Source organism: Nocardioides alkalitolerans (assembly GCA_038184435.1).
GTDB lineage: Bacteria > Actinomycetota > Actinomycetes > Propionibacteriales > Nocardioidaceae > Nocardioides > Nocardioides alkalitolerans_A.
In genome coordinates, this window is sequence record CP116227.1 from 1,232,693 (window position 1) to 1,252,879 (window position 20,187).

At 72.0% G+C, this 20,187-nt stretch carries 19 protein-coding genes; 15 read left to right on the forward strand and 4 right to left on the reverse strand.

Features of this window, described 5'->3' with window-relative positions:
• Nucleotides 1–67: 67 nt before the first annotated feature.
• The 3 genes from PIR53_05965 to PIR53_05975 all read left to right on the forward strand — a co-directional run bounded on the left by PIR53_05965 (nt 68) and on the right by PIR53_05975 (nt 3,495).
• A complete protein-coding gene (locus PIR53_05965) occupies nt 68–1,570 on the forward strand; it encodes an amino acid permease (GenBank protein WZH53539.1) in 1,503 nt (500 codons plus the stop codon).
• Nucleotides 1,571–1,654: 84 nt separating this feature from the next.
• A complete protein-coding gene (locus PIR53_05970; GenBank protein ID WZH53540.1) occupies nt 1,655–2,581 on the forward strand; it encodes a PAC2 family protein in 927 nt (308 codons plus the stop codon).
• Nucleotides 2,582–2,616: 35 nt separating this feature from the next.
• Complete coding sequence (locus PIR53_05975) at nt 2,617–3,495, forward strand: acyl-CoA thioesterase II (protein ID WZH53541.1); 879 nt, start codon at nt 2,617–2,619, stop codon at nt 3,493–3,495.
• A gap of 104 nt (nt 3,496–3,599) precedes the next feature.
• On the opposite strand, the gene PIR53_05980 is transcribed toward PIR53_05975, so the two are convergent.
• Nucleotides 3,600–4,502: a MaoC/PaaZ C-terminal domain-containing protein gene (locus PIR53_05980; GenBank protein WZH53542.1), complete on the reverse strand. Its 903-nt coding sequence runs from the start codon at nt 4,500–4,502 to the stop codon at nt 3,600–3,602.
• A 4-nt stretch (nt 4,503–4,506) separates the two neighbouring features.
• Nucleotides 4,507–5,844: a 3-oxoacyl-ACP reductase gene (locus tag PIR53_05985; protein WZH53543.1), complete on the reverse strand. Its 1,338-nt coding sequence runs from the start codon at nt 5,842–5,844 to the stop codon at nt 4,507–4,509.
• 193 nt (nt 5,845–6,037) lie between these two features.
• Between PIR53_05985 and PIR53_05990 the strand changes: the two genes are divergently transcribed.
• The gene (locus PIR53_05990) at nt 6,038–7,321 is read left to right on the forward strand and encodes an acetyl-CoA C-acetyltransferase (GenBank protein ID WZH53544.1); all 1,284 of its coding nucleotides are present in this window, start codon (nt 6,038–6,040) and stop codon (nt 7,319–7,321) included.
• A 69-nt stretch (nt 7,322–7,390) separates the two neighbouring features.
• Here PIR53_05990 and PIR53_05995 read toward each other — a convergent pair whose 3' ends face one another.
• Nucleotides 7,391–8,104 (reverse strand): TetR/AcrR family transcriptional regulator, encoded by a 714-nt coding sequence (locus PIR53_05995; GenBank protein WZH53545.1) that lies wholly within the window; start codon nt 8,102–8,104, stop codon nt 7,391–7,393.
• Between the two features lie 101 nt (nt 8,105–8,205).
• On the opposite strand from PIR53_05995, the gene PIR53_06000 reads away from it, so the two are divergent.
• From PIR53_06000 to PIR53_06045, 10 genes are all read left to right on the forward strand, one after another.
• Nucleotides 8,206–9,141 (forward strand): DNA-3-methyladenine glycosylase 2 family protein, encoded by a 936-nt coding sequence (locus PIR53_06000; GenBank protein WZH53546.1) that lies wholly within the window; start codon nt 8,206–8,208, stop codon nt 9,139–9,141.
• 180 nt (nt 9,142–9,321) lie between these two features.
• A complete protein-coding gene (locus tag PIR53_06005) occupies nt 9,322–10,347 on the forward strand; it encodes an SCP2 sterol-binding domain-containing protein (protein WZH53547.1) in 1,026 nt (341 codons plus the stop codon).
• 10 nt (nt 10,348–10,357) lie between these two features.
• Entirely contained in the window at nt 10,358–11,191 is an 834-nt protein-coding gene (locus tag PIR53_06010; protein WZH53548.1) for an ABC transporter permease, read from the forward strand.
• Nucleotides 11,192–11,204: 13 nt separating this feature from the next.
• Entirely contained in the window at nt 11,205–12,026 is an 822-nt protein-coding gene (locus PIR53_06015; protein ID WZH53549.1) for an ABC transporter permease, read from the forward strand.
• Between the two features lie 13 nt (nt 12,027–12,039).
• On the forward strand, nt 12,040–13,116 hold the full coding sequence (locus PIR53_06020) for an MCE family protein (protein WZH53550.1): 1,077 nt from the start codon (nt 12,040–12,042) through the stop codon (nt 13,114–13,116).
• A 1-nt stretch (nt 13,117) separates the two neighbouring features.
• Nucleotides 13,118–14,134 (forward strand): MlaD family protein, encoded by a 1,017-nt coding sequence (locus PIR53_06025; protein WZH53551.1) that lies wholly within the window; start codon nt 13,118–13,120, stop codon nt 14,132–14,134.
• On the forward strand, nt 14,131–15,114 hold the full coding sequence (locus tag PIR53_06030; GenBank protein WZH53552.1) for an MCE family protein: 984 nt from the start codon (nt 14,131–14,133) through the stop codon (nt 15,112–15,114). Before PIR53_06025 ends, PIR53_06030 begins: the two co-directional genes overlap by 4 nt.
• On the forward strand, nt 15,111–16,223 hold the full coding sequence (locus PIR53_06035) for an MCE family protein (GenBank protein WZH53553.1): 1,113 nt from the start codon (nt 15,111–15,113) through the stop codon (nt 16,221–16,223). Before PIR53_06030 ends, PIR53_06035 begins: the two co-directional genes overlap by 4 nt.
• The gene (locus tag PIR53_06040) at nt 16,220–17,272 is read left to right on the forward strand and encodes an MCE family protein (protein WZH53554.1); all 1,053 of its coding nucleotides are present in this window, start codon (nt 16,220–16,222) and stop codon (nt 17,270–17,272) included. Before PIR53_06035 ends, PIR53_06040 begins: the two co-directional genes overlap by 4 nt.
• A gap of 1 nt (nt 17,273) precedes the next feature.
• Entirely contained in the window at nt 17,274–18,365 is a 1,092-nt protein-coding gene (locus PIR53_06045) for an MCE family protein (protein WZH53555.1), read from the forward strand.
• 38 nt (nt 18,366–18,403) lie between these two features.
• Here PIR53_06045 and PIR53_06050 read toward each other — a convergent pair whose 3' ends face one another.
• Nucleotides 18,404–19,663, reverse strand: a complete 1,260-nt coding sequence (locus PIR53_06050) for a phospholipase D-like domain-containing protein (protein ID WZH53556.1) — start codon at nt 19,661–19,663, stop codon at nt 18,404–18,406.
• A gap of 59 nt (nt 19,664–19,722) precedes the next feature.
• Here PIR53_06050 and PIR53_06055 point away from each other — a divergent pair, with 59 nt between their 5' ends.
• The gene (locus PIR53_06055; protein WZH53557.1) at nt 19,723–20,178 is read left to right on the forward strand and encodes a response regulator; all 456 of its coding nucleotides are present in this window, start codon (nt 19,723–19,725) and stop codon (nt 20,176–20,178) included.
• Nucleotides 20,179–20,187 lie beyond the last annotated feature (9 nt).

Sequence of the window (20,187 nt, forward strand, 5' to 3'; positions counted from 1 at the left end):
GGGGGCGACCCCCGTCCCCACGGCGCGTCGTAGCCGGTCTCACCGCCCGCGTCGTACGGTCCCTCCTGTGAACGTCCTGCGCACCAAGTCCGTCGAACGGTCGATCGCCGACACCGAGGAGCCGGAGCACCGGCTCAAGAAGAACCTGACCGCGCTCGACCTCACGGTCTTCGGCGTGGGCGTGATCATCGGCGCCGGCATCTTCGTCTACACCGGCCAGGTCGCGGCCAGCAACGCCGGACCCGCGATCGCGATCTCCTTCGCCATCGCCGGCCTCGCCTGCGCGCTGGCGGCGCTCTGCTACGCCGAGTTCGCCTCGACGGTGCCGGTCGCGGGGAGCGCCTACACCTTCAGCTACGCGACGTTCGGCGAGTTGGTCGCCTGGATCATCGGCTGGGACCTGGCGCTGGAGTTCACCGTCGGCGCCGCCGCGCTCTCCGTCGGCTTCTCCGGCTACCTGCAGTCGGTGCTGGAGGGCACGCCCTTCGCGATCCCCGACCAGATCGCCTCCGTCGAGTCCGGCGTGGTCAACCTGCCGGCGATCGTCATCTCGCTGCTCGTCATGCTCGTGCTCATCGGCGGCGTCAAGCTCTCGAGCCGCATCAACCAGGTCGTCGTCGCCATCAAGCTCGCCGTCGTCGCCATCGTGATCGTGATGGGCATCGGCTACGTGAAGCTGTCCAACTACACGCCCTTCATCCCCGAGTCGCAGCCCCCGGCGAGCGAGGGCGGCGGCGACTTCTGGTCGTCCACCCTCATCTCCTCGATCTTCGGCCTGGAGCCGGCGGTGTACGGCGTCGCCGGCGTCGTGGCCGGCGCCTCGATCGTGTTCTTCGCGTTCATCGGCTTCGACGTCGTCGCGACGACCGCCGAGGAGACCAAGAACCCGCAGCGCAACGTGCCCATCGGCATCCTGAGCTCGCTCGCCATCGTCACGGGCCTCTACATCGCGGTCAGCCTCATCATCACGGGCATGCAGAGCTACGACGAGATCGACCCGACGGACGCGGCCCCGCTGGCGACGGCCTTCAACGCGGTCGGCCAGGACTGGATCGGCGACGTCATCGCGATCGGTGCGTGCATCGGCCTCACGGTCGTCGTGATGATCCTGATGATGGGCCAGACCCGCGTCGCGTTCGCCATGGCGCGCGACGGCCTGCTCCCGCCGGTGCTGAGCAAGGTGCACCCGAAGTACGGCACGCCGTACGTCATCACCATCATCGCGGGCGTCGGCGTCGCGGTCATGAGCGGTTTCGTGCCGTTCGCGACGCTCGGCCACCTCGTCAGCATCGGCACCCTGTTCGCCTTCGTGCTCGTGAGCATCGGCGTCGTCGTCCTGCGGCGCACCCGCCCCGACCTGCCGCGTGCCTTCCGGGCGCCCGCGGTCACGCTCGTCGCCACGCTCTCCGTGCTGCTCTGCGGCTACCTCATGCTCAACCTCACCGGCGAGACCTGGGTGCGGTTCGGTGTCTGGATGGTCATCGGCGTGGTCGTCTACTTCGCCTACGGCGTGCGCCGCAGCAACCTCGCCCGCGAGGAGGCGGGCGAGAAGGCCGTCCCAGGTCGCTGACCTCGTCGGGGAACAACGGCGGGGCCCACTACGGTTGTGCCCTGCGCCGGCGACCGCCGGTGCAGACCGCCTGAGGAGGAACGAGTGGAGCAGGAGCGAGCCGACCGCCTGGTGCACGTCGTCGACGACGTGGAGCCGCTGGAGGCTCCCGTGCTGCTGCTCGCCCTCGAGGGCTTCCTCGACGCGGGCCGTGCGGCGGACCTCGCCGTCGACCACCTGCTCACCGATCGTGGGCCCGTGGTCGCGACCTTCGACGTCGACGAGCTCTACGACTACCGCGCGCGGCGTCCCCCGGTCTCGTTCGTCCGCGACCACTACGCGGACTACGCGGCGCCGCGCCTCGTCGTACGGCGCCAGACGGACGACGCGGGCACGCCGTACCTCCTCCTGACCGGTCCCGAGCCCGACATCCGCTGGGAGGCGTTCGCCCGGGCCGTGCGCACCGTGGTGGAGCGCTTCGGGGTCACCCGCGTGGTCGCCATGGCGGCCGTGCCCATGGCCGTGCCGCACACGCGTCCCGTGGCGCTCACCGAGCACGCCAACGAGCCGTCGGTCGTGCTCGGCAGCTCCGCCTGGCAGGGGGAGCTGCGCGTGCCCTCGAGCGCGCAGGCGCTCCTCGAGATCCGGCTGGGCGAGTGGGGCCACCTGATGCAGGGCGCCGTCGTCCACGTGCCCCACTACCTGGCGCAGATGAGCTACCCGCGGGCCGCGATCAGCCTGCTGGAGCACGTCACGCGGGTCGCCTCCCTCGAGGTGGACCTCGCCGACCTGCGCGCGGCCGCCGAGCGCACCGACGCCGAGGTCGCGGAGTACCTCGTCGAGCACGACGAGGTGCGCCAGGTGGTCGAGGGCCTCGAGCGCCAGTACGACACGTTCCACCGTGCCGAGGCCGCGGGCTCGAACCTGCTCGCCGAGGACGCGCCGCTGCCGTCGGGCGAGGAGATCGGCCGCCAGTTCGAGCAGTTCCTCGCCGGGCTCGACGGCCCCGACGGTCCCGACGACCGGGCCTGAGCCCGACCCTCCAGAGAGCCGAGAGAGGCCCCGCCATGCCCCAGACCGCCGCCGAGCTGCTCGACCTGCTCGACATCGAGACCATCGACGTCAACCTGTTCCGCGGGCGCCAGCCCGACACGGTGCGGCAGCGCGTCTTCGGTGGCCAGGTCGCGGCGCAGGCGTTCCTCGCCGCGGCGCGCACCGTCGACGCCGAGCGCGCCGCGCACTCGCTGCACGCCTACTTCCTGCGCCCCGGCGACCCGCGGGTGCCGATCGTGTACGACGTGGAGCGGCTCCGCGACGGCCGCGCGTTCTCGACGCGTCGGGTCGTGGCCCGCCAGCACGGCCGCGACATCTTCTACGTGACGATCAGCTTCCAGGTGGCCGAGGACGGCTTCGAGCACCAGACGCGGATGCCGGAGGTGCCGGCCCCCGAGGACGGGATGCGGCTGGTCGACATCATCCGCGGGCAGAAGAACGCGGACGTCAGCGTGTGGGAGCGCGAGTGGTCGGCGCTCGACGTGCGGTACGTCGGCGTCTCCGGCATGGGGCTGCCCGCGGACGAGGCCAACCCGGCACAGGCCCGGATCTGGGTGCGCATCGAGGGCGACTTCCCCGACGACCCGGCGCTGCAGCAGGCGGCGTTCGTCTACGCGAGCGACCTGACGCTCCTCGGCGCCACACTCGTGCCGCACGGCATCACCATCAACTCCCCGGGCCTCCAGCCGGCCTCGCTCGACCACACGGTGTGGTTCCACCGGGCGTTCCGGGCGGACCGCTGGTGGCTCTACGACCAGGAGTCGCCCGCCGCCGGCGGGTCGCGCGGGTTCGCGACGGCCGGGATCTACACCGAGGACGGGGGTCGCGTGGCCAGCGTCGCGCAGGAGGGCCTCATCCGCCGGATCGAGGGCCCGAACCCCAACGCCATCTGACCGCCCCGGGGGAAGAGAACGCGGACCGGCCCCCCGCCGGCACAGGAAAACGCGGACCGCTTCGTGCGTCCGGTCCGCGTTTTCCTGGTTCCTCTGGGAGCCGCCTAGAGCGCGTGCGTCCGCCCGAGCAGGTGCACCGCGCCGTTGCGCGGGCTCGTGAGCGAGAAGGCCCAGCCGTCGTGCTCCGCACGCGACCCGAACGCCACGGTGCCTGGCAGGAAGACCGGCTTGCGGAAGGAGACGTCGACCCGCACGGCGTCGGGCAGGCGGTTCTCCAGCTGGGCGATGCACCGCGCCTTGGTCCACATGCCGTGGGCGATCTGGCGCTGGAAGCCGAGCGCCTTGGCCGTCCACGGGTAGAGGTGGATCGGGTTGTGGTCGCCCGACACCGCGGCGTACCGGCGCCCGAGGTCCCCGCCCAGCCGCCACCGGGTGCCGGTCGGGGGCACCTCCTCGAACGGCGTGCCGAAGGGCGCGTCGTCGTCGCCGCGCCCGCGGCGCAGGTAGACCGAGGTGCTCTCCCAGACCAGCTCGTCGCCCACGTGCGCGCTGGTGCGGAAGTCGAGGACCTTGCCCTTCGGGTGCGGACGGGGCGAGCCGACCTCGGTGCGGACCGCCACCTCCTCGCGGACGGCGATGGGGCGGTGGGAGGAGATCGAGTTCTCCAGGTGGACCGTCCCGATGGCCGGGTAGGGGAAGCCGGGGTCGCTCATGATCGCCATGTGCAGGGGGAACGCCAGCATGTGGGGATAGGGGAGCGGCACCGTGTCCTTGGCCGGGAACCCGCACACCTCGGCGTAGGCCCGCACCGCGTCCCGCTCCACCCGCACCGGCGGCCGCTCGTAGGCCAGCCCGGCCGGGTCGCCGCCCGTCTTGCGGATGCCGGGCAGCTGGTTGAGACCGGGTACGACGGGGAGCGCGGCCCGCGCGAGCACGCCGAGCCCGCCGCCGGCGGAGGTCAGGGTCTTGGTGGGGCGGGGCGTCGTGGACGGGGTCGCAGCGGCCATCGCGTCAGGCCCCCAGCATCATCTGGCCGCACACGCGCACGACGTTGCCGTTGACCGCGGTGGAGCCGGGGGAGGCGAACCACGAGATCGTCTCCGCGACGTCGACGGGCAGACCGCCCTGCGCCATGGCGTTGAGCCGCTGGCCGACCTCGCGGGTCGCGAACGGCACGGCCGCCGTCATCTGCGTGATGATGAAGCCCGGGGCCACGGCGTTGATGGTGATGCCGTCCGTGAGCTCGGGGGCGAGCGCCTCGACGAGCCCGATGACGCCGGCCTTCGAGGCCGCGTAGTTCGTCTGTCCGACGTTGCCCGCGATGCCGGCGATGGACGCCACGCCGATGACGCGACCGTTGGGGCGGATGGCCTTCTGCTCGAGCAGCTCCGCCGTGATGCGCTCGGGCGCCGCCACGTTGACCGCGATGACGGAGTCCCAGCGGTCCTCCTTCATGTTCGCGAGCTTCTTGTCGCGCGTGATGCCGGCGTTGTGGACCACGATGTCCACGCCCCCGTGCTTGCCGAGCACGTGCTGCGCGATGCGCTGGGGCGCGTCCTTGGCGGTGATGTCGAGGGCGATGTGGTCCCCGTCGAGCTCCTTCACGAGCGCGACGAGGTCGGACGCCGCCTGCGGGACGTCGACGCCGACGACGGTCGCGCCGTCACGGTGGAGCACGCGGGCGATCTGCTCGCCGATGCCGCGGCTGGCGCCGGTGACGAGGGCGACCTTGCCCGCGAGGGGCTTGGCGAGGTCGGGGACGGGCTCGGCCTCGGTGGTGCCCGTGGCACCGATCCGCACCACCTGGCCGGACACGTAGGCCGACTTGGGGGAGAGGAGGAAGGCCAGGGTCGAGTCGACGGCGTTCTCGGCACCGGGGGCAACGTAGACCAGCTGCACCGTGCTGCCGCGGCCGACCTCCTTGCCGAGCGAACGGGTGAAGCCCTCGAGGGCGCGCTGCGCGATCCGCTCGTCGGTCGACGTGGTGTCGGCGGGCGTCGTGCCGAGCACGACGACGCGGCCCGACGCCTTCAGGCTCCGCAGCACCGGGGTGAAAAAGTCGCGCAGCGCGCGCAGGTCCTCGGGGGTCGTGAGGCCGGTCGCGTCGAAGACCAGGCCCTTGTACGACGCGCCGTCCTCCGCGAGGGACGCCGACGTGATCCCGAGGGAGTCCAGGGTCTCGGGGAGCTGCTCGACGAGGCGGCCGCGGCCACCGACGAGGACGGTGCCGTCGACGAGGGGGGCGCCCTCGACGTACCGGTCGAGCGCCACCGGGCTGGGCAGGCCGAGGTTCTTGACGAGGATCTTGCCGACGGGGCTCGCGACGAAGCTCTGGTAGCGATCGGTCATGGTGGGACGTCCTCCAGGTGCGCAGGATCGGGCGACGATGGATGATGGTGCGGGAGCAACACTACTCATCAGTAAGTAACGGGTAGTGTAACTCCGTGTCCACTTTTCGTGACGTGACCCTCAGCCGGTTCCGTCACGGCCGGGCCATCGCCAGGATAGGCACAGACTTCCCAACGATCAGGAGCACACCGACATGCAGGCTCAGACCCGCCGTGTCGCCGTCATCGGCGGCAACCGCATCCCGTTCGCCCGGTCGAACACCGTCTACTCCGACGCCTCCAACCAGGAGATGCTGACCGCTGCCCTCGACGGGCTCGCCGAGCGCTTCGGCCTCGTCGGGGAGCAGGTCGGCGAGGTCGTCGCGGGTGCCGTGCTCAAGCACTCCCGCGACTTCAACCTCGCGCGCGAGTCGGTGCTCGGCTCCAAGCTGGCGCCCACGACGCCCGCCACCGACCTGCAGCAGGCCTGCGGCACGGGCCTCCAGGCGGTCATCTACGTCGCCAACAAGATCGCCCTCGGTCAGATCGACGTCGGCATCGCGGGCGGCTCGGACACGACGTCCGACGCGCCGATCGCCCTCGGCGAGAACCTGCGCAAGATCCTGCTGGAGGCCAACCGGGCGAAGGACCTCAAGGGCCGCCTCGCCGCGTTCGCCAAGATCCGGCCGGGCGACATCATCCCGACCATCCCGCAGAACGGCGAGCCCCGCACGGGCCTGTCGATGGGCGAGCACCAGGCGCTCACCGCCATCGAGTGGCAGGTCTCCCGCGAGGCGCAGGACGAGCTCGCCGCGGCGTCGCACCAGCACCTGGGCGCGTCCTACGACGAGGGCTGGCAGGACGACCTGGTGACGCCGTTCCGCGGCGTCGAGCGCGACACGAACCTGCGCCCGGACTCGACCGCCGAGAAGCTGGCGAAGCTGAAGCCGGTGTTCGGCAAGGGCGAGGCCGCGACGATGACGGCCGGCAACTCGACGCCGCTGACGGACGGCGCCTCGGTGGTGCTCCTGGCCTCCGAGGAGTGGGCCGAGGCCCACGGGCTCCCCGTGCTGGCCTACTTCACGGCCTACGAGACGGCGGCCGTCGACTACGTGCACGGCGGCGAGGGGCTGCTCATGGCCCCGGCCTACGCGATGCCCCGGATGCTCCAGCGCGAGGGCTACGACCTGCAGGACTTCGACTTCTACGAGATCCACGAGGCGTTCGCCTCGCAGGTGCTGTCCACCCTCGCGGCCTGGGAGGACCCGGTGTTCTGCAAGGAGCGCCTCGGTCTCGACGCGCCCCTCGGCGCGATCGACCGCTCCAAGCTCAACGTCAAGGGCTCCTCGCTCGGCGCCGGTCACCCGTTCGCCGCCACGGGCGGCCGCATCGTCGCGAACGCGGCGAAGCTGCTCGCCGAGAAGGGGTCGGGCAAGGCCGTCATCTCGGTCTGCGCGGCCGGCGGCCAGGGCGTGACCGCGATCCTCGAGCGCCCCTGAACCCGGCACCGACCTGACGCCTGACGCGACCGGGCCCCGCCGCACCGACGTGCGGCGGGGCTCGGCCGCTCAGGAGGCCGTGGCCGCCAGGGCGAGCGCCGAGGTCACCATGTGGCTGCGGACCTGCTCGGTGGTGATCGAGGAGACGACCGGGATGCCCGGCGCGGCCTCCTTGACGAGGATGCCGACGCGGGCGAGCTGGAGCGCCCCGAGCCCGCTGGCGTAGAGCGTGTTCGACAGCAGGATCGGGTCCGTCACCGCGAAGTCGCCGGCGTTCTTGCCGTCCTCGAGCACGGCGGTGAGCACGGCGAGGCAGCCCGAGATCCCGCGTCCCAGTCGCAGCAGCGCGCTCTCGCTGATCTCGTCGAGCAGCTCGGTCCCGGTGCGGCGCATGAGTGTCTGGGCGCAGTCGACGAACGCGGGGTGGGCCATGCCGTAGTCGACAAACGCCGAGACGACGGCCTCCAGGCGCTCGGCCGACGGCCCGCGCGAGGCCGCACCTGCGGCGAGCGCGTCCCGCAGCTCCTCGAGGTAGCCGACGAGCGTGAGGGCGAAGAGCTCCTCCTTGCCCGTGAAGTGCCGGTAGACGATGGCGCGGTTGATGCCGACGGCGCGCGCGATGTCCTCGATCTGGGCGTCGCGGACGCCGCGCTCGTCGAAGAGGCGACGCGTGGCGTCGAGGATCTCGCGCTCCCGCTGACGCCGACGGGAGGCCGCGGCCGAGCGGCGTCCGTCGCGCGGCGCGGCGCCCGCGGGCGCGGCGGTGTCCCTGGTGTCGCTCATGGCAGGAGCGTAGTGCAACGTGCAGTTGCACGTCCGTTGCACACGGGTCGCAGGATCTCGGCGTCCGAGGCTGGCAGGCTGGGGCCCGCAGGAGTCGGGAGGTGGCACTCGTGGAGCAGCGGACGCGTCGGTGGCGACCCGACTGGCCGTGCCCCGTCGGCGGCGTGCTCGTGCAGCAACGCCACGGCGGACGCGACCCCTCGTACGCCGTCACCCCGGACGGCGCGCACTGGCGCGCCTTCCGCACGCCGCAGGGCCTCGGGACCCTCCGCGTCCGTGGGGTGGCCGGGGAGGTCGACCTCGACGCGTGGGGCGACGGTGCGGACTGGCTCCTGGACGCGGCGCCCGGTCTCCTCGGGGCCTACGACGACGTCGCCGGCTTCACGCCGCTGCACCCGATCGTCGCGGACGTGTGGCGGCGCAACCCGTCGTGGCGGTTCTCGCGCAGCGGGCTCGTGCTCGACGCCCTCGTGCCCGCGGTGTTCGAGCAGAAGGTGACGGGCCAGGAGGCCTTCGGGGCGTGGGGTCGGCTGCTGCGTCGGCACGGCGACGCCGCGCCCGGGCCGGACGACCCGGCGGCGCCGCGGCTCCGGGTCGCGCCGTCGGCGGCGGTCCTGGCACGCATCCCGTCGTGGGAGTGGCTGCAGCTCCCCGTGGACCACGCCCGCTCCCGCACGGCGGTGCAGGTGGCGCGGGTGGCCGCGGGCCTGGAGCGCACCGTCACGCGTCCGCCCCGGGAGGCGGAGCCGCTGCTGCGCTCGGTGCCGGGCGTGGGGGTCTGGACGGCCGCCGAGACGCTGCGACGGGCGTGGGGGGATCCCGACGCGGTGAGCTTCGGCGACTACCACGTGGCGAAGGACGTCGGGTGGGCCCTGACGGGCACGCCGGTCGACGACGCCGGGCTGGCGGAGCTGCTCGAGCCCTACCGCCCGCACCGGGGACGGGTGGTCGAGCTGCTCGCGCGCGCGGGCCTGGGACGCCCTCGGCGCGGCGCCCGGATGGCGCCCCGACGGCATCTCCCGGGCTCGCGCCGATGAGGGTGGACGAGCCTCTGGCCAGCGGCGATGATGCACTGCCACTGGCAGGCGCCAGTGGCAGGGAGATCGGCCGGGAGGACTTGCGAACTCCCGCCCGACCCTCCACTCTGTGATCCGCGTAACCCCGGGGTGAACCCCGCGTTACCCCCTGTGACCGCTTGAGGGAGTGGAACGGAGCCTATGCATGTCGACGCGTCATGCCCGGAGCACGACGGGCTGCCCCCGCAGCTCGTCGCGGCGACGGCGGGTGGGCGGATGACGGTGACGGCACCGACCTCCGCAGGCCCCCTCGCCGATCGCGGCGCGGACGACGTCCTGCAGACGGTCGCGGCGACCTCGGACGACGCTCTCGCGGCATGGACCAGCGGTCCGGCCGGCCCGCAGCTGCTGGCGCGGCTCGCCGAGCTCCTCGTCGAGGGCTCCCGCGGCCGGGCCGTCGACGCCGACGCGCTCGTCACGTTCGCGCTCCACCGCCGGGGCCAGGTGGTCGACCGCGTGCGGCTCCTCCTGGAGGCGGCGGGCGGGGGCGGTGCCGCGGCGTACGACGGCACGCGCGCCCTGCGCGCCGACGTGCGCTCGGTGGTGGTGCGGTGCACGCCGCTCACGTTCGCGCGGCTCGTCACGGGCCAGCGCTCGGCGGCGCTCGAGCTGCTGGCCGACCGGTTGCGGGTCGAGGGCGACGCGAGCACGGTGCTGGACGCCGGCCGGGTGCTCCGCTGCCCGGCGAACGGCACCGCGCTGGTCGACCCCGGCACGCTCGAGCCGCGTGCGGTGGCGACCGCCCTGCGCGGGGTCTCGACCGCGCACCTGCGCTCCGTGATGGGCGGTCCGTTCCGCGACGTGGTGCTCGGCGAGGTGGCGCGGCGGCTGCCCGAGCACGTGCGGCCGGAGGCGACGCGCCTGCGGGTCACCGCGGTGCTGCGGGTCACCGGCACGACGCGGGACGACGCGCCGGACGTCACCGACCGGTTCGTCGTCGAGATGGCCGACGGACGCGCTAGGGTGACGCGGCTCACGGGGCCGGACGCCCCGACCGCGACTCGGCGCGACGTCACGCTCACCTGCACGGGGGAGGACTTCCTGAGGCTCGCGACCGGCCACCTCCACCCCGTCACGGCCGTCCTCCGGGGACGTCTGGCCGTGCGCGGCGACCGAGCCAAGGCGCTGCAGCTCAGCACCGCCCTCGACATCCCCCGACCGAGCTGAGGAGCACGCCGTGTCCGCTTCCACCCGCAGCGTGCCCGGGGTCGCGCTGGTCAGCGACCTGAAGGGTCGTGCCCAGACAGGCATCACCACGACCGGCGCGATGATCATCCTCGCCGTCGAGGCGACGAGGGCGATCTTCGTCGACATCGTGAAGCGCAAGTTCTCCTGGCAGGAGGCGCTCTTCCAGGCCTGGTTCATGACCAAGGTGTCGTTGCTCCCGACGATCCTCGTCGCCATCCCGTTCGGCGTCATCGTGTCGGTGCAGATCGGCGGCATCGCCAACCAGATCGGTGCCATCTCGTTCTCCGGCGCCGTCAACGGCATCGGCGTGCTGCGCCAGGGGGCACCGCTGGTCACCTCGCTCATGATCGCGGGCGCCGTCGGGTCGGCGCTCTGCTCCGACATCGGCGCGCGGACGGTGCGCGAGGAGGTCGACGCGCTGCGGGTCATGGGCATCAACCCGGTCAACCGGCTGGTCGCCCCGCGGCTCTTCGCCGCCATCGTCGTGGCCCTGCTGCTCAACGTGATCGTGGCGGTGACCGCGATCGCGACGGGCTACTTCCTCAACGTGGGCGGAGGCAACGTCAGCTCCGGCACCTACCTCAACTCGTTCATCTCGTTCTCGCAGGTGACGGACCTCCTGCTCGCCGAGATGAAGGCCGCGATCTTCGGCTTCATCGCGACGATCGTCGCCGCCCACAAGGGCCTGAACGCGAAGGGCGGCCCGAAGGGCGTCGCCGACGCGGTCAACCAGGCCGTCGTCCTGAGCTTCATCCTGCTGTCGGTGGTGAACGTCGCCCTCACGCAGGCCTACGTGATGCTCGTCCCGCAGCGGATCGCCTGAGAGGAGGAGAGACGTGGCCAGCAAGATCCTCGACGGTCCCACCGATGCGCTCGCGCGGTTCGGCGACTTCGTCACCTTCGCGGTGCGGGCGCTGCTCGCGACCCGGTACACGCTCGTCAACTACCGCAAGGAGGTGCTGCGCCAGCTGATGGACATCAGCTGGGGCTCCGGCGCCATCATCGTCGGCGGCGGCACGATCGGCGTCATGGTGCTCCTGTCGCTCTCGGCCGGCACCTCGCTCGGCATCGAGGGCTTCAACGGCCTCGAGCTGGTCGGCCTCGCCCCCCTGACGGGCTTCGTGTCCGCATCGGTGAACACCCGCGAGCTCGCGCCGCTGATCGCCGCGCTCGCGCTCGCCGCCCAGGTCGGCTGCCGGTTCACGTCGCAGCTCGGCTCCATGCGGATCCACGAGGAGATCGACGCCCTCGGCGTCATGGCGGTGCACCCGCTCCGCTACCTCGTGACGACCCGCGTGCTGGCGTCCATGATCGCGATCCTGCCGCTGTACCTCATCGGCCTCATCGGCTCGTGGATCGCGTCGCAGTTCGCGGTGGTGGTGGTCTTCGGCCAGTCGGCGGGAACCTACGAGTACTACTTCGACATCTTCATCTCAGGACGGGACGTCTTCTTCTCCGTCATCAAGATCGTCGTGTTCGCCGCGCTGGTCACGCTCATCCACTGCTGGTTCGGCTTCAACGCGGGCGGGGGACCGCAGGGCGTCGGCGAGGCCACCGGCCGCGCCATCCGCGCCAGCATCGTTGTCGTCATCCTCATGAACATGCTGCTCACGCTGGCCTTCTGGGGCAACGACCCCGGATTCAGGATCACGGGGTGAACGGGGTGAACCGATGAACGTCATGGAGCTGCTGCGGGGCAACACCCGCGACCCCAGCCGCGCCACGCTCGCGGTGCGCGGTGTCGTCGGCCTGGCGGTGCTGGCGCTGCTCGTCACGCTGCTCGTGCTCGTCGGCCGCGGTGCCTTCGCCGAGAAGTTCGACGCCACGGTCACGCTCGACAACGCCGGCGGCGCGCTCGTCGACGGTTCCGACGTGCGCTACGAGGGCGTCGTGATCGGCCGGGTCCAGTCGATCGCCCACGCCTCCGAGCGTGACGCGGAGACGGGGCGCCAGCCGGTCGAGGTGGGCGTCCAGCTCGACCCCGAGCTCTCGGAGGACGTGCCCGACAACGTCGTCGCCCGGGTGCTGCCCGCGACGGTGTTCGGCACGTCGTTCGTCGAGCTCGTCTCGCCCGGCGCGAGCGGGGACTTCCTCCGGGCCGGCCAGCGCATCCCGCAGGACACCAGCCAGGAGACGCTCGAGCTGCAGCAGGTGCTCGACAGCATCGACCAGATCGTGACCGCGCTCGGTCCCGCCGAGCTGGCGACCACGCTGCGCAACCTCGCGCAGGCGCTCGACGGCAACGGCGAGCAGCTCGGCGTCACGATCGAGCGGCTGGGGTCCTACCTCGGGCGCCTCAACCCGGAGATGCCGGCCGTCCGCCGCAACCTCGAGCTCCTCTCCTCCAACCTCGAGGCCTTCCAGCGCTACGCGCCCGACCTCTTCGAGGCCACCGACGACGTCCTCGTCGCCGCCCGCACGCTGATCGAGCAGGAGCGCAACTTCGCGGCGCTCGTCACGAACGGCTCGGCGGCGTTCGACGAGACGAACGCTCTGCTGACCGAGAACGAGGAGCAGCTCATCTCCGTCCTCATGACGACGGCCGTCACGGTCGACGTGCTCTACGACGAGCGCGACCAGGTGGTCGCGGGCGTGCTGGCGGCGGCCGACTTCGGCCGCGGCTTCACCGAGGCGATGAGCTTCGGCCGCTACGTGCGCATCGACGCGAACCTCGTGCTCACCGGACCGCAGCCGTACGGCGCGGCCGACTGCCCGACGTACGGCGACCTGCGCGGACGGGGGTGCTGACGTGACCGGATGGAAGAGCACCCTCGTCAAGTTCACGATCTTCGCGGTCGTCTCCGTCGTGCTGTTCGTCGGCCTGTTCCGGATGATGACGAACTCCGTCGGCGGCGACACCACCACCTGGACCGCCCAGTTCACGGCCGTCAGCGGCCTGCGGGAGGGCGACGACGTGCGCGTCGCCGGCGTCAAGGTGGGTCGCGTCGAGAGCATCGAGCTGGGCGAGGGCAACGTCGCCGAGGTGACGTTCTCGCTGCGGGACGACCAGCCGGTCTACGAGCGGACGCTGCTGGCGCTGCGCTACCAGAACCTCCTGGGCCAGCGGTACCTGGCGCTCAGCGCCCCGGAGGACCGGGGCGACCCGCTCGAGCCCGGCGGCACCATCCCGCTCGAGCGGACGTCGCCCGGCTTCGACCTCACCGTGCTCCTCAACGGCTTCGAGCCGCTCTTCAACGTGCTCGAGCCCAGCGAGGTCAACCAGCTGGCCGCGAACATCGTCGCGGTGCTGCAGGGCGAGGCGGGCACCATCGAGTCGCTGCTGCAGAACACGGCGGAAGCGACGCAGTACCTGGCCAGCAAGGACGAGGTCTTCGGCGAGGTGCTGGCCAACCTGACGCCCGTGCTGGAGAACCTCGACGAGCAGTCGGCGCAGTTCGACGCGACCGTGGACCAGCTGCGGGACCTCATGACGGGGCTGGCGGCCCAGCGGGACGTGTTCGCCGACTCCATCGACAACCTCGGTGACCTGGTGGCCTCGACCTCCGACCTCCTCGGGGAGATCCGGGCGCCGCTGGCCGCCGACGTCCAGAGCCTGCAGAGCACGGCCGCGCTGCTGGCCCGGGAGCAGGAGCGGGTGGCGCGCACCATCGAGTCGCTGCCGCTGCTCCTCGGCGGGTACGGCCGGTCGATGTCCTACGGCGCCTACCTCAACGTCTACATCTGCACCCTCGGGGTGGAGGTGCTCGGCGCGACCGCCTACGTGCCCAGCGCGGGCGGCCCGTACTCGGAGGGGTGCACCCTGTGAGCAAGTTCAGCCTGGCCAACGCCAACCGCTACCGCGTCGGACTCGCGGGCCTCGCGGTCCTCGCCTTCGTCGGGGCCCTCGTCGGTGCCGCGTCGGGCCTCTCGATCGGCACGCGCACCTACTCGGCGATGCTGCAGAGCACCGGCGGGATCCGGGCCGGCGAGGAGGTCCAGGTCGCCGGCGTCAGCGCCGGCGACGTGACGGCCGTCGAGCTCGACGGCGAGGCCGTGCGGGTCACCTTCACCATGGACGACGACATCGAGCTCGGCGCGGGCACGACCGCCGAGGTCAAGGTCGCGACGCTCCTCGGCACGCACTTCCTGCTCGTCACGCCGGGCGGCGAGGGCGAGCTGGAGGACGACACGATCCCGGTGTCCCAGACGCGGGTGCCCTACAACCTGCAGGACGCGGTCGACGGCGCGGTCGGCGAGCTCTCGGAGTTCGACACGGTGCAGCTCGAGCAGAGCCTCGCCCAGATCACCGAGGTGCTCGACGTGACCGGGGACGACATCGGCCCGGCGCTCGACGGCGTGGAGGCGCTGTCGGGGGTCGTGGTCGAGCGGTCGGACCAGCTGTCCTCGCTGCTGACGGCGGCGCGGCAGGTCACCCAGCAGCTCACCGACACGACGCCCGCGCTCATCGAGCTGATGCAGCAGGGCGACCTCATCCTCGACGTGCTCCGCGTGCGCCGCGACGCGATCAGCCAGCTCCTCACCGACATGACGGAGCTCGGCAACCTGCTCACCGGGGTCATCGAGGACAACGAGGAGGCCGTGGGTCCGCTGCTGAGCGACCTCGACGTCACGGTCGGCGTGCTCCAGCGCCACGAGCAGACCCTCAACCAGGCGCTGACGATGCTCCCGGCCACGGCGCGCTACTTCACCAACAGCGCCGCCACCGGCCCGTGGATCGCGCTCTACACGCCGAGTGCCCTGCCCGACAACCTCGAGTGCGTCATCGAAAGGCGGTGCGTCGGATGAGCACGGCGACCCCGACCCGTCCGGCCCCGGCGGGCCGTCGCCCCCTGGTGCGGCGGGCGCTGGCGGGCATCGCGATGGCCGGACTGCTGGCGAGCACCGGTGGGTGCTCCGTCGGCGACGACACCATCACCGTCACCGCGCAGTTCCGCACGACCTCGGGTCTCTTCGTCGGCAACGACGTCGGGATCCTGGGCGTGACGGTGGGCACCGTGACCGAGATCGAGCCGCGGGGGGAGGTCGTCGACGTGACCCTCGAGATCGGGCCCGACGCCGACCTGCCGGCGACCGCCGGGGCGGTCGTCGCGTCGCGGTCGGTCGCCACGGACCGCTACGTCGAGATGACACCGGCCTTCGCCGAAGGTCCCCGTCTCGAGGACGGCGCGGTCATCCCCGTCGAGCGCACCCGCACCCCCGTGGAGTTCGACGAGGTGCTGGAGACGCTCCGCACGTTCAGCGACGGCCTCCGCGGACCGGACGGCAACGCCGACACGCTCAACCGCCTGCTCGAGGTCGGCGCGGAGACCCTCAACGGCCGCGGGCAGCAGATCAACGAGACGATCACGCAGTTCGCCGCCGCCGCCGAGGCACTGTCGGGCAACACCGACGACGTCGCCGGCACGATCGTCGACCTCGACGAGCTGACCACCCTGCTGGCCACCAACCAGGACACCATCAACGAGTTCCTGACGAGCGTCACCGAGGCGACCGAGCTGTTCGCCGCGGAGCAGGACAACTTCGGCGACTCGCTCGTGGCCCTCAGCAACGCGCTCGAGGCCCTCGGCCGCTTCTCGGTCGAGAACCGCGCGAGCATCGTCAACACCACGCGCGGCCTCACCGACGTGCTGGAGAACCTGGTGGAGCACCGGGCCCAGCTGGAGGAGACCATCGAGATCCTGCCGCTGGCCTTCCGCAACGTGGGCGACGCGGTGGGCGACAACAACCGAGTCCTGGTGAAGCTGCCGCCCCAGTACTTCTCGCCGGTCCAACCGGTGACCGAGGCCCTGTGCCAGAGCCTGGCCGACCTGCCGCTGGACATCTGCCAGCAGCTCGGCACGAGCCCCGACCTGCTCGCCCTCCTCGGCGACCTGAGGGAGCTGTTGCAGCCATGAGCCCCACGACCAGTCCCCGCACCCGTCCCCACCGGCGGCTCGTCGCGGCCGTCGTCGCCCTGGGGTTCGGAGCCGCAGCCCTGACGGGCTGCAGCTCGGCCCGCGAGCGGGCCGACGCGCTCCGCCCGTCCGCGGTCGGAGCCGGGCAGTACACGATCGAGGCGACCTTCTCGGACGCGCTCAACCTGCCGGCCGGCGCCGCGGTGAAGCTCGACGGCGTCAAGGTCGGCAAGGTCGTCGACATCCAGCCCGCCGACTACGCGGCCCGCGTCACCATGGCCGTCGACGAGGACGTCGAGATCCCGCAGGGCTCCGACTTCCGCCTGCGGTACACGACGGCCCTCGGCGAGGTGTACGTCGAGGTGTCGGCCGCCGAGGGCGGCGGCGCCCCGCTCGCGGACGGTGACGTGGTGCCCGCCGACGAGACGACGGTCGCCACCACGGTCGAGGACGCGCTGGCGTCCGCCTCGCTGCTCGTCAACGGCGGCAACCTGGGGCAGATCCAGACCATCGTCAGCGAGCTCAACACCGCGCTGGACGGTCGTGTCGGGGCGACGCAGAACTTCATCGAGCAGACGGACGTCTTCCTGGCCGAGGCCCTGGCCTCGACCCAGGAGATCGACCGGGTGCTCGACGCGCTCGCGGCCGCCTCGCAGACCCTGGACGCCCGCGAGGAGACGATCAACGCGGCGCTGCGCGACCTGCGGCCGGCGGCCCAGACCCTCACGGAGAACACCGACGACCTCGCGGCCCTCCTCGAGAGCGCGGACGCCCTCGCCATCACGGCCGACGGCCTCGTCGAGAGCACGCGCGACGACCTCGTGCTGATCCTCGACGAGCTCGGGCCGGTGCTCGACACGATCCTCGCCGCGGAGGACGACCTCCTCCCGGCGCTCGACGACCTGCAGACGTTCGGCGCCACGATCGACTCGCGCACGCCGACGGACTACCTGAACCTCTACTTCAAGCTGCGGGTCACCTCCGTCCTCAACTCACCGCTGCCGGGCCTGGGCGACCTGCTCGGCGGCTCGACCCCGAACGGAGGCTGACATGGCGCGTCTCGTCCCCAGCAAGCCCGTGCTCAGCGTCGTCGGGCTCGTCGTCACGCTCGCGATCTGCGTCGGGTACCTCCTGACGGTCGTGCTCAACCTGCCCCTCACGGGCCGACCCGACCGGGTCACCATCGAGCTGCCGCGCTCCGGTGGTCTCTTCGAGGGCTCGGCCGCGGCGTACCGGGGGTCGCGGGTCGGCACCGTCGAGCAGATCCGGATCAACCCCGACGGTGGCGTGACCGCCACGGTCAGCCTGTCGGACGGGGTCGAGGTGCCCCGCTCGACGCAGGCGCAGGTGCGGAGCCTGTCACCCGTGGGCGAGCAGTACCTCGACTTCCGGCCGGAGACCGACGAGGGTCCCTACCTCGCCGACGGCGACACGATCTCCGCCGACGCGGTGGACATCCCGGTCTCCTTCGCCGAGGCGGCCGAGAGCGTCAACGCGTTCATCGAGGTGATCGACCAGAACCAGCTCCGCACCGTGCTGCAGGAGCTCGGGACGGCCACCGACGGGGTGGGCGACGACCTCGAGACGCTGCTCGACGCCACCGACCAGCTGTCGACCGAGCTCGACGAGGTGTGGCCCGAGACCCAGAACCTCCTCGTCAACGGCGAGACGGTCGGCGAGGTGCTGCAGGGCAACCAGGAGAACCTCGAGCGGTTCTCGGCCGCGGCCGCGTCGCTCGCGGCGTTCCTGCGGGACTTCGACCCGACCTTCCGGGACATCCTGTCGCGCGCCGGCGGCGACTTCGCCAACACCCGCCTGCTGGTGGCAGACCTCCGACCGGTGCTGCCGCCGCTGCTCACGCAGCTCGACGTGATCGGCGAGGTCGCCTACCAGCGCGAGCCGCACCTCCGGGCCCTGCCGGACGCCCTCGTCTACGGCAACAGCCGCTTCGCGTCGGCGTTCCAGGACGGCTGGCTCAACGTGGACCTGTGGCTGCAGGGGGCCGAGGAGTGCGACTACCGCGACTACCGGGCCGACCCGATGAGCACCGACCAGCAGCCGCTGCACCTCGACGGTCGCTGCGCGGTCGGGGGACCGGTGCGCCGCGGGGCGCAGTACGCCCCGCCGCCGCTCGACCGCTGACCGCCCGGCCGCTCGCTGCCTGCTCCCTCGACGGGGCCTCAGAGCAGCGGGCGGAGGGGGGCGAGCACGAACTCGGTGAACTTCCGGTGCGCGGACCGGGCCTCCCACTCGGCGCTGTGCAGCTCCAGCGAGTGGCCCTGGTCGCTGAGGAAGATCGTCTCCATCGTCGCGGCGAACTGCTCGTCGATGACCTCGACGTTGACCTCGTAGTTGCCCTGGAGGCTGAGCCGGTCGACGTTGGCCGTGCCCACCGTGGACCAGCTGCCGTCGATGGTGGAGGTCTTGGCGTGCACCATCGCCTCGCGGAAGCGCAGGATCCGCACCCCGGCGTCGAGCAGCTGGGAGTAGTAGCCGCGCGAGATCCAGTCCGCCACCACGTGGTTCGACTTGTGGGGGAGCAGGACCCGGACGTCGACGCCGCGGCCGGCGGCCCGCACGAGCGAGTCCACGAAGTCCTGGTCGGGGATGAAGTAGGCGTGCGTCATCCAGATGTGGTCGGTGGCGCGGTCGATCGCCTCGAGGTACATCGAGCGGATGGGGAACATCCACAGCCGCGGGATGTTGCGGTGGATCCGGATCCGCGGCTCCCAGACCGACGCCGCCTCGAGCAGGAGCGGACGCTCGCTGGAGCGGAAGCGCTTGCGGCGGTTGAGGTTCCAGAAGTCCGCGAAGGTGCGGGTGAGGTCCCAGACGCTCGGACCGGTGATGCGCACGTGCGTGTCGCGCCACTCCGTGGCGTAGGCGGCGCCGATGTTGTAGCCGCCGACGAACGCGACCTCGTCGTCGACGACGAGGATCTTGCGGTGGTCGCGGCCGTAGCGCCGGAGGTCCCAGAACCGCAGGCCGGCGCTGTAGACGGGATAGCGCAGCACCTTGATCTCCGGCGGGAAGTGCTTGAACCGGGGCGACACGACGAGGTTCGCGAACGCGTCGTAGATGCAGTAGACCTCGACCCCGCGCCGCGCGGCGTCCACGAGGGCGGCCTTGAACCGCTCGCCGACCTCGTCGCCCTTCCAGATGTAGGTCTCGAGCAGGATCCGCTTCCGGGCACCCCCGATCGCGGCCAGCATGTCGTCGTAGAGGTCCTGGCCGTAGGTGTAGACGGTCATCTCCCCGCCCCCCACCTCGTTGGTGGTGGGGGGAGTGGTGGGGAACGGGCGGGGCTTCTTGCCGCGCCGGCGGTAGGAGTCGACGAGGGTCATGCCGATCGCGAGGGCGAACGGCACGCCGACCGCCGCCAGGAGCGCCCGACGCAGCACGCGCAGCAGGCGGTCGGTGGGGGCGCCCCGAAGTCTCACGGGCCCAACCTATCGAACCGCCGCGGCGTCCGGGTGCCGGCAGCAGCGGAGCGGCGGCGGTGCGCCTGCGGCACGGCGCCACCGTCCGTGTGGTTGGCTTCAGCACGACGGAGCTGGACGAGAGGGTGCAGATGACGGAGCGGGGCCGCGTGCTGGTCGTCGACGACGACGCCGACATCCGGGAGCTGGTCGCCATCGTCGTCGGCCAGCTCGGCGTCGACGTGCTCCAGGCCGGCGACGGGCTGACCGCGCTCGAGCTGGCGCGCCGCGAGTCGCCCCACCTCGTGACGCTCGACCTCGGGCTGCCCGACATCGACGGCATCGAGACCTGCCGCCGGCTCCGCGAGTTCTCCGACGCCTACGTCCTGATCCTGACGGCCCGCGAGGAGCGCGCCGACCGCGAGGTGGGCTCGGAGAGCGGCGCGGACCAGTTCATGAGCAAGCCGTTCGCGCCGAAGCAGCTGCGCGCCACGGTCCGCGAGGCGCTCGGCGCTCGCGGGATCGACCTGGCCTGAGCAGCGGTC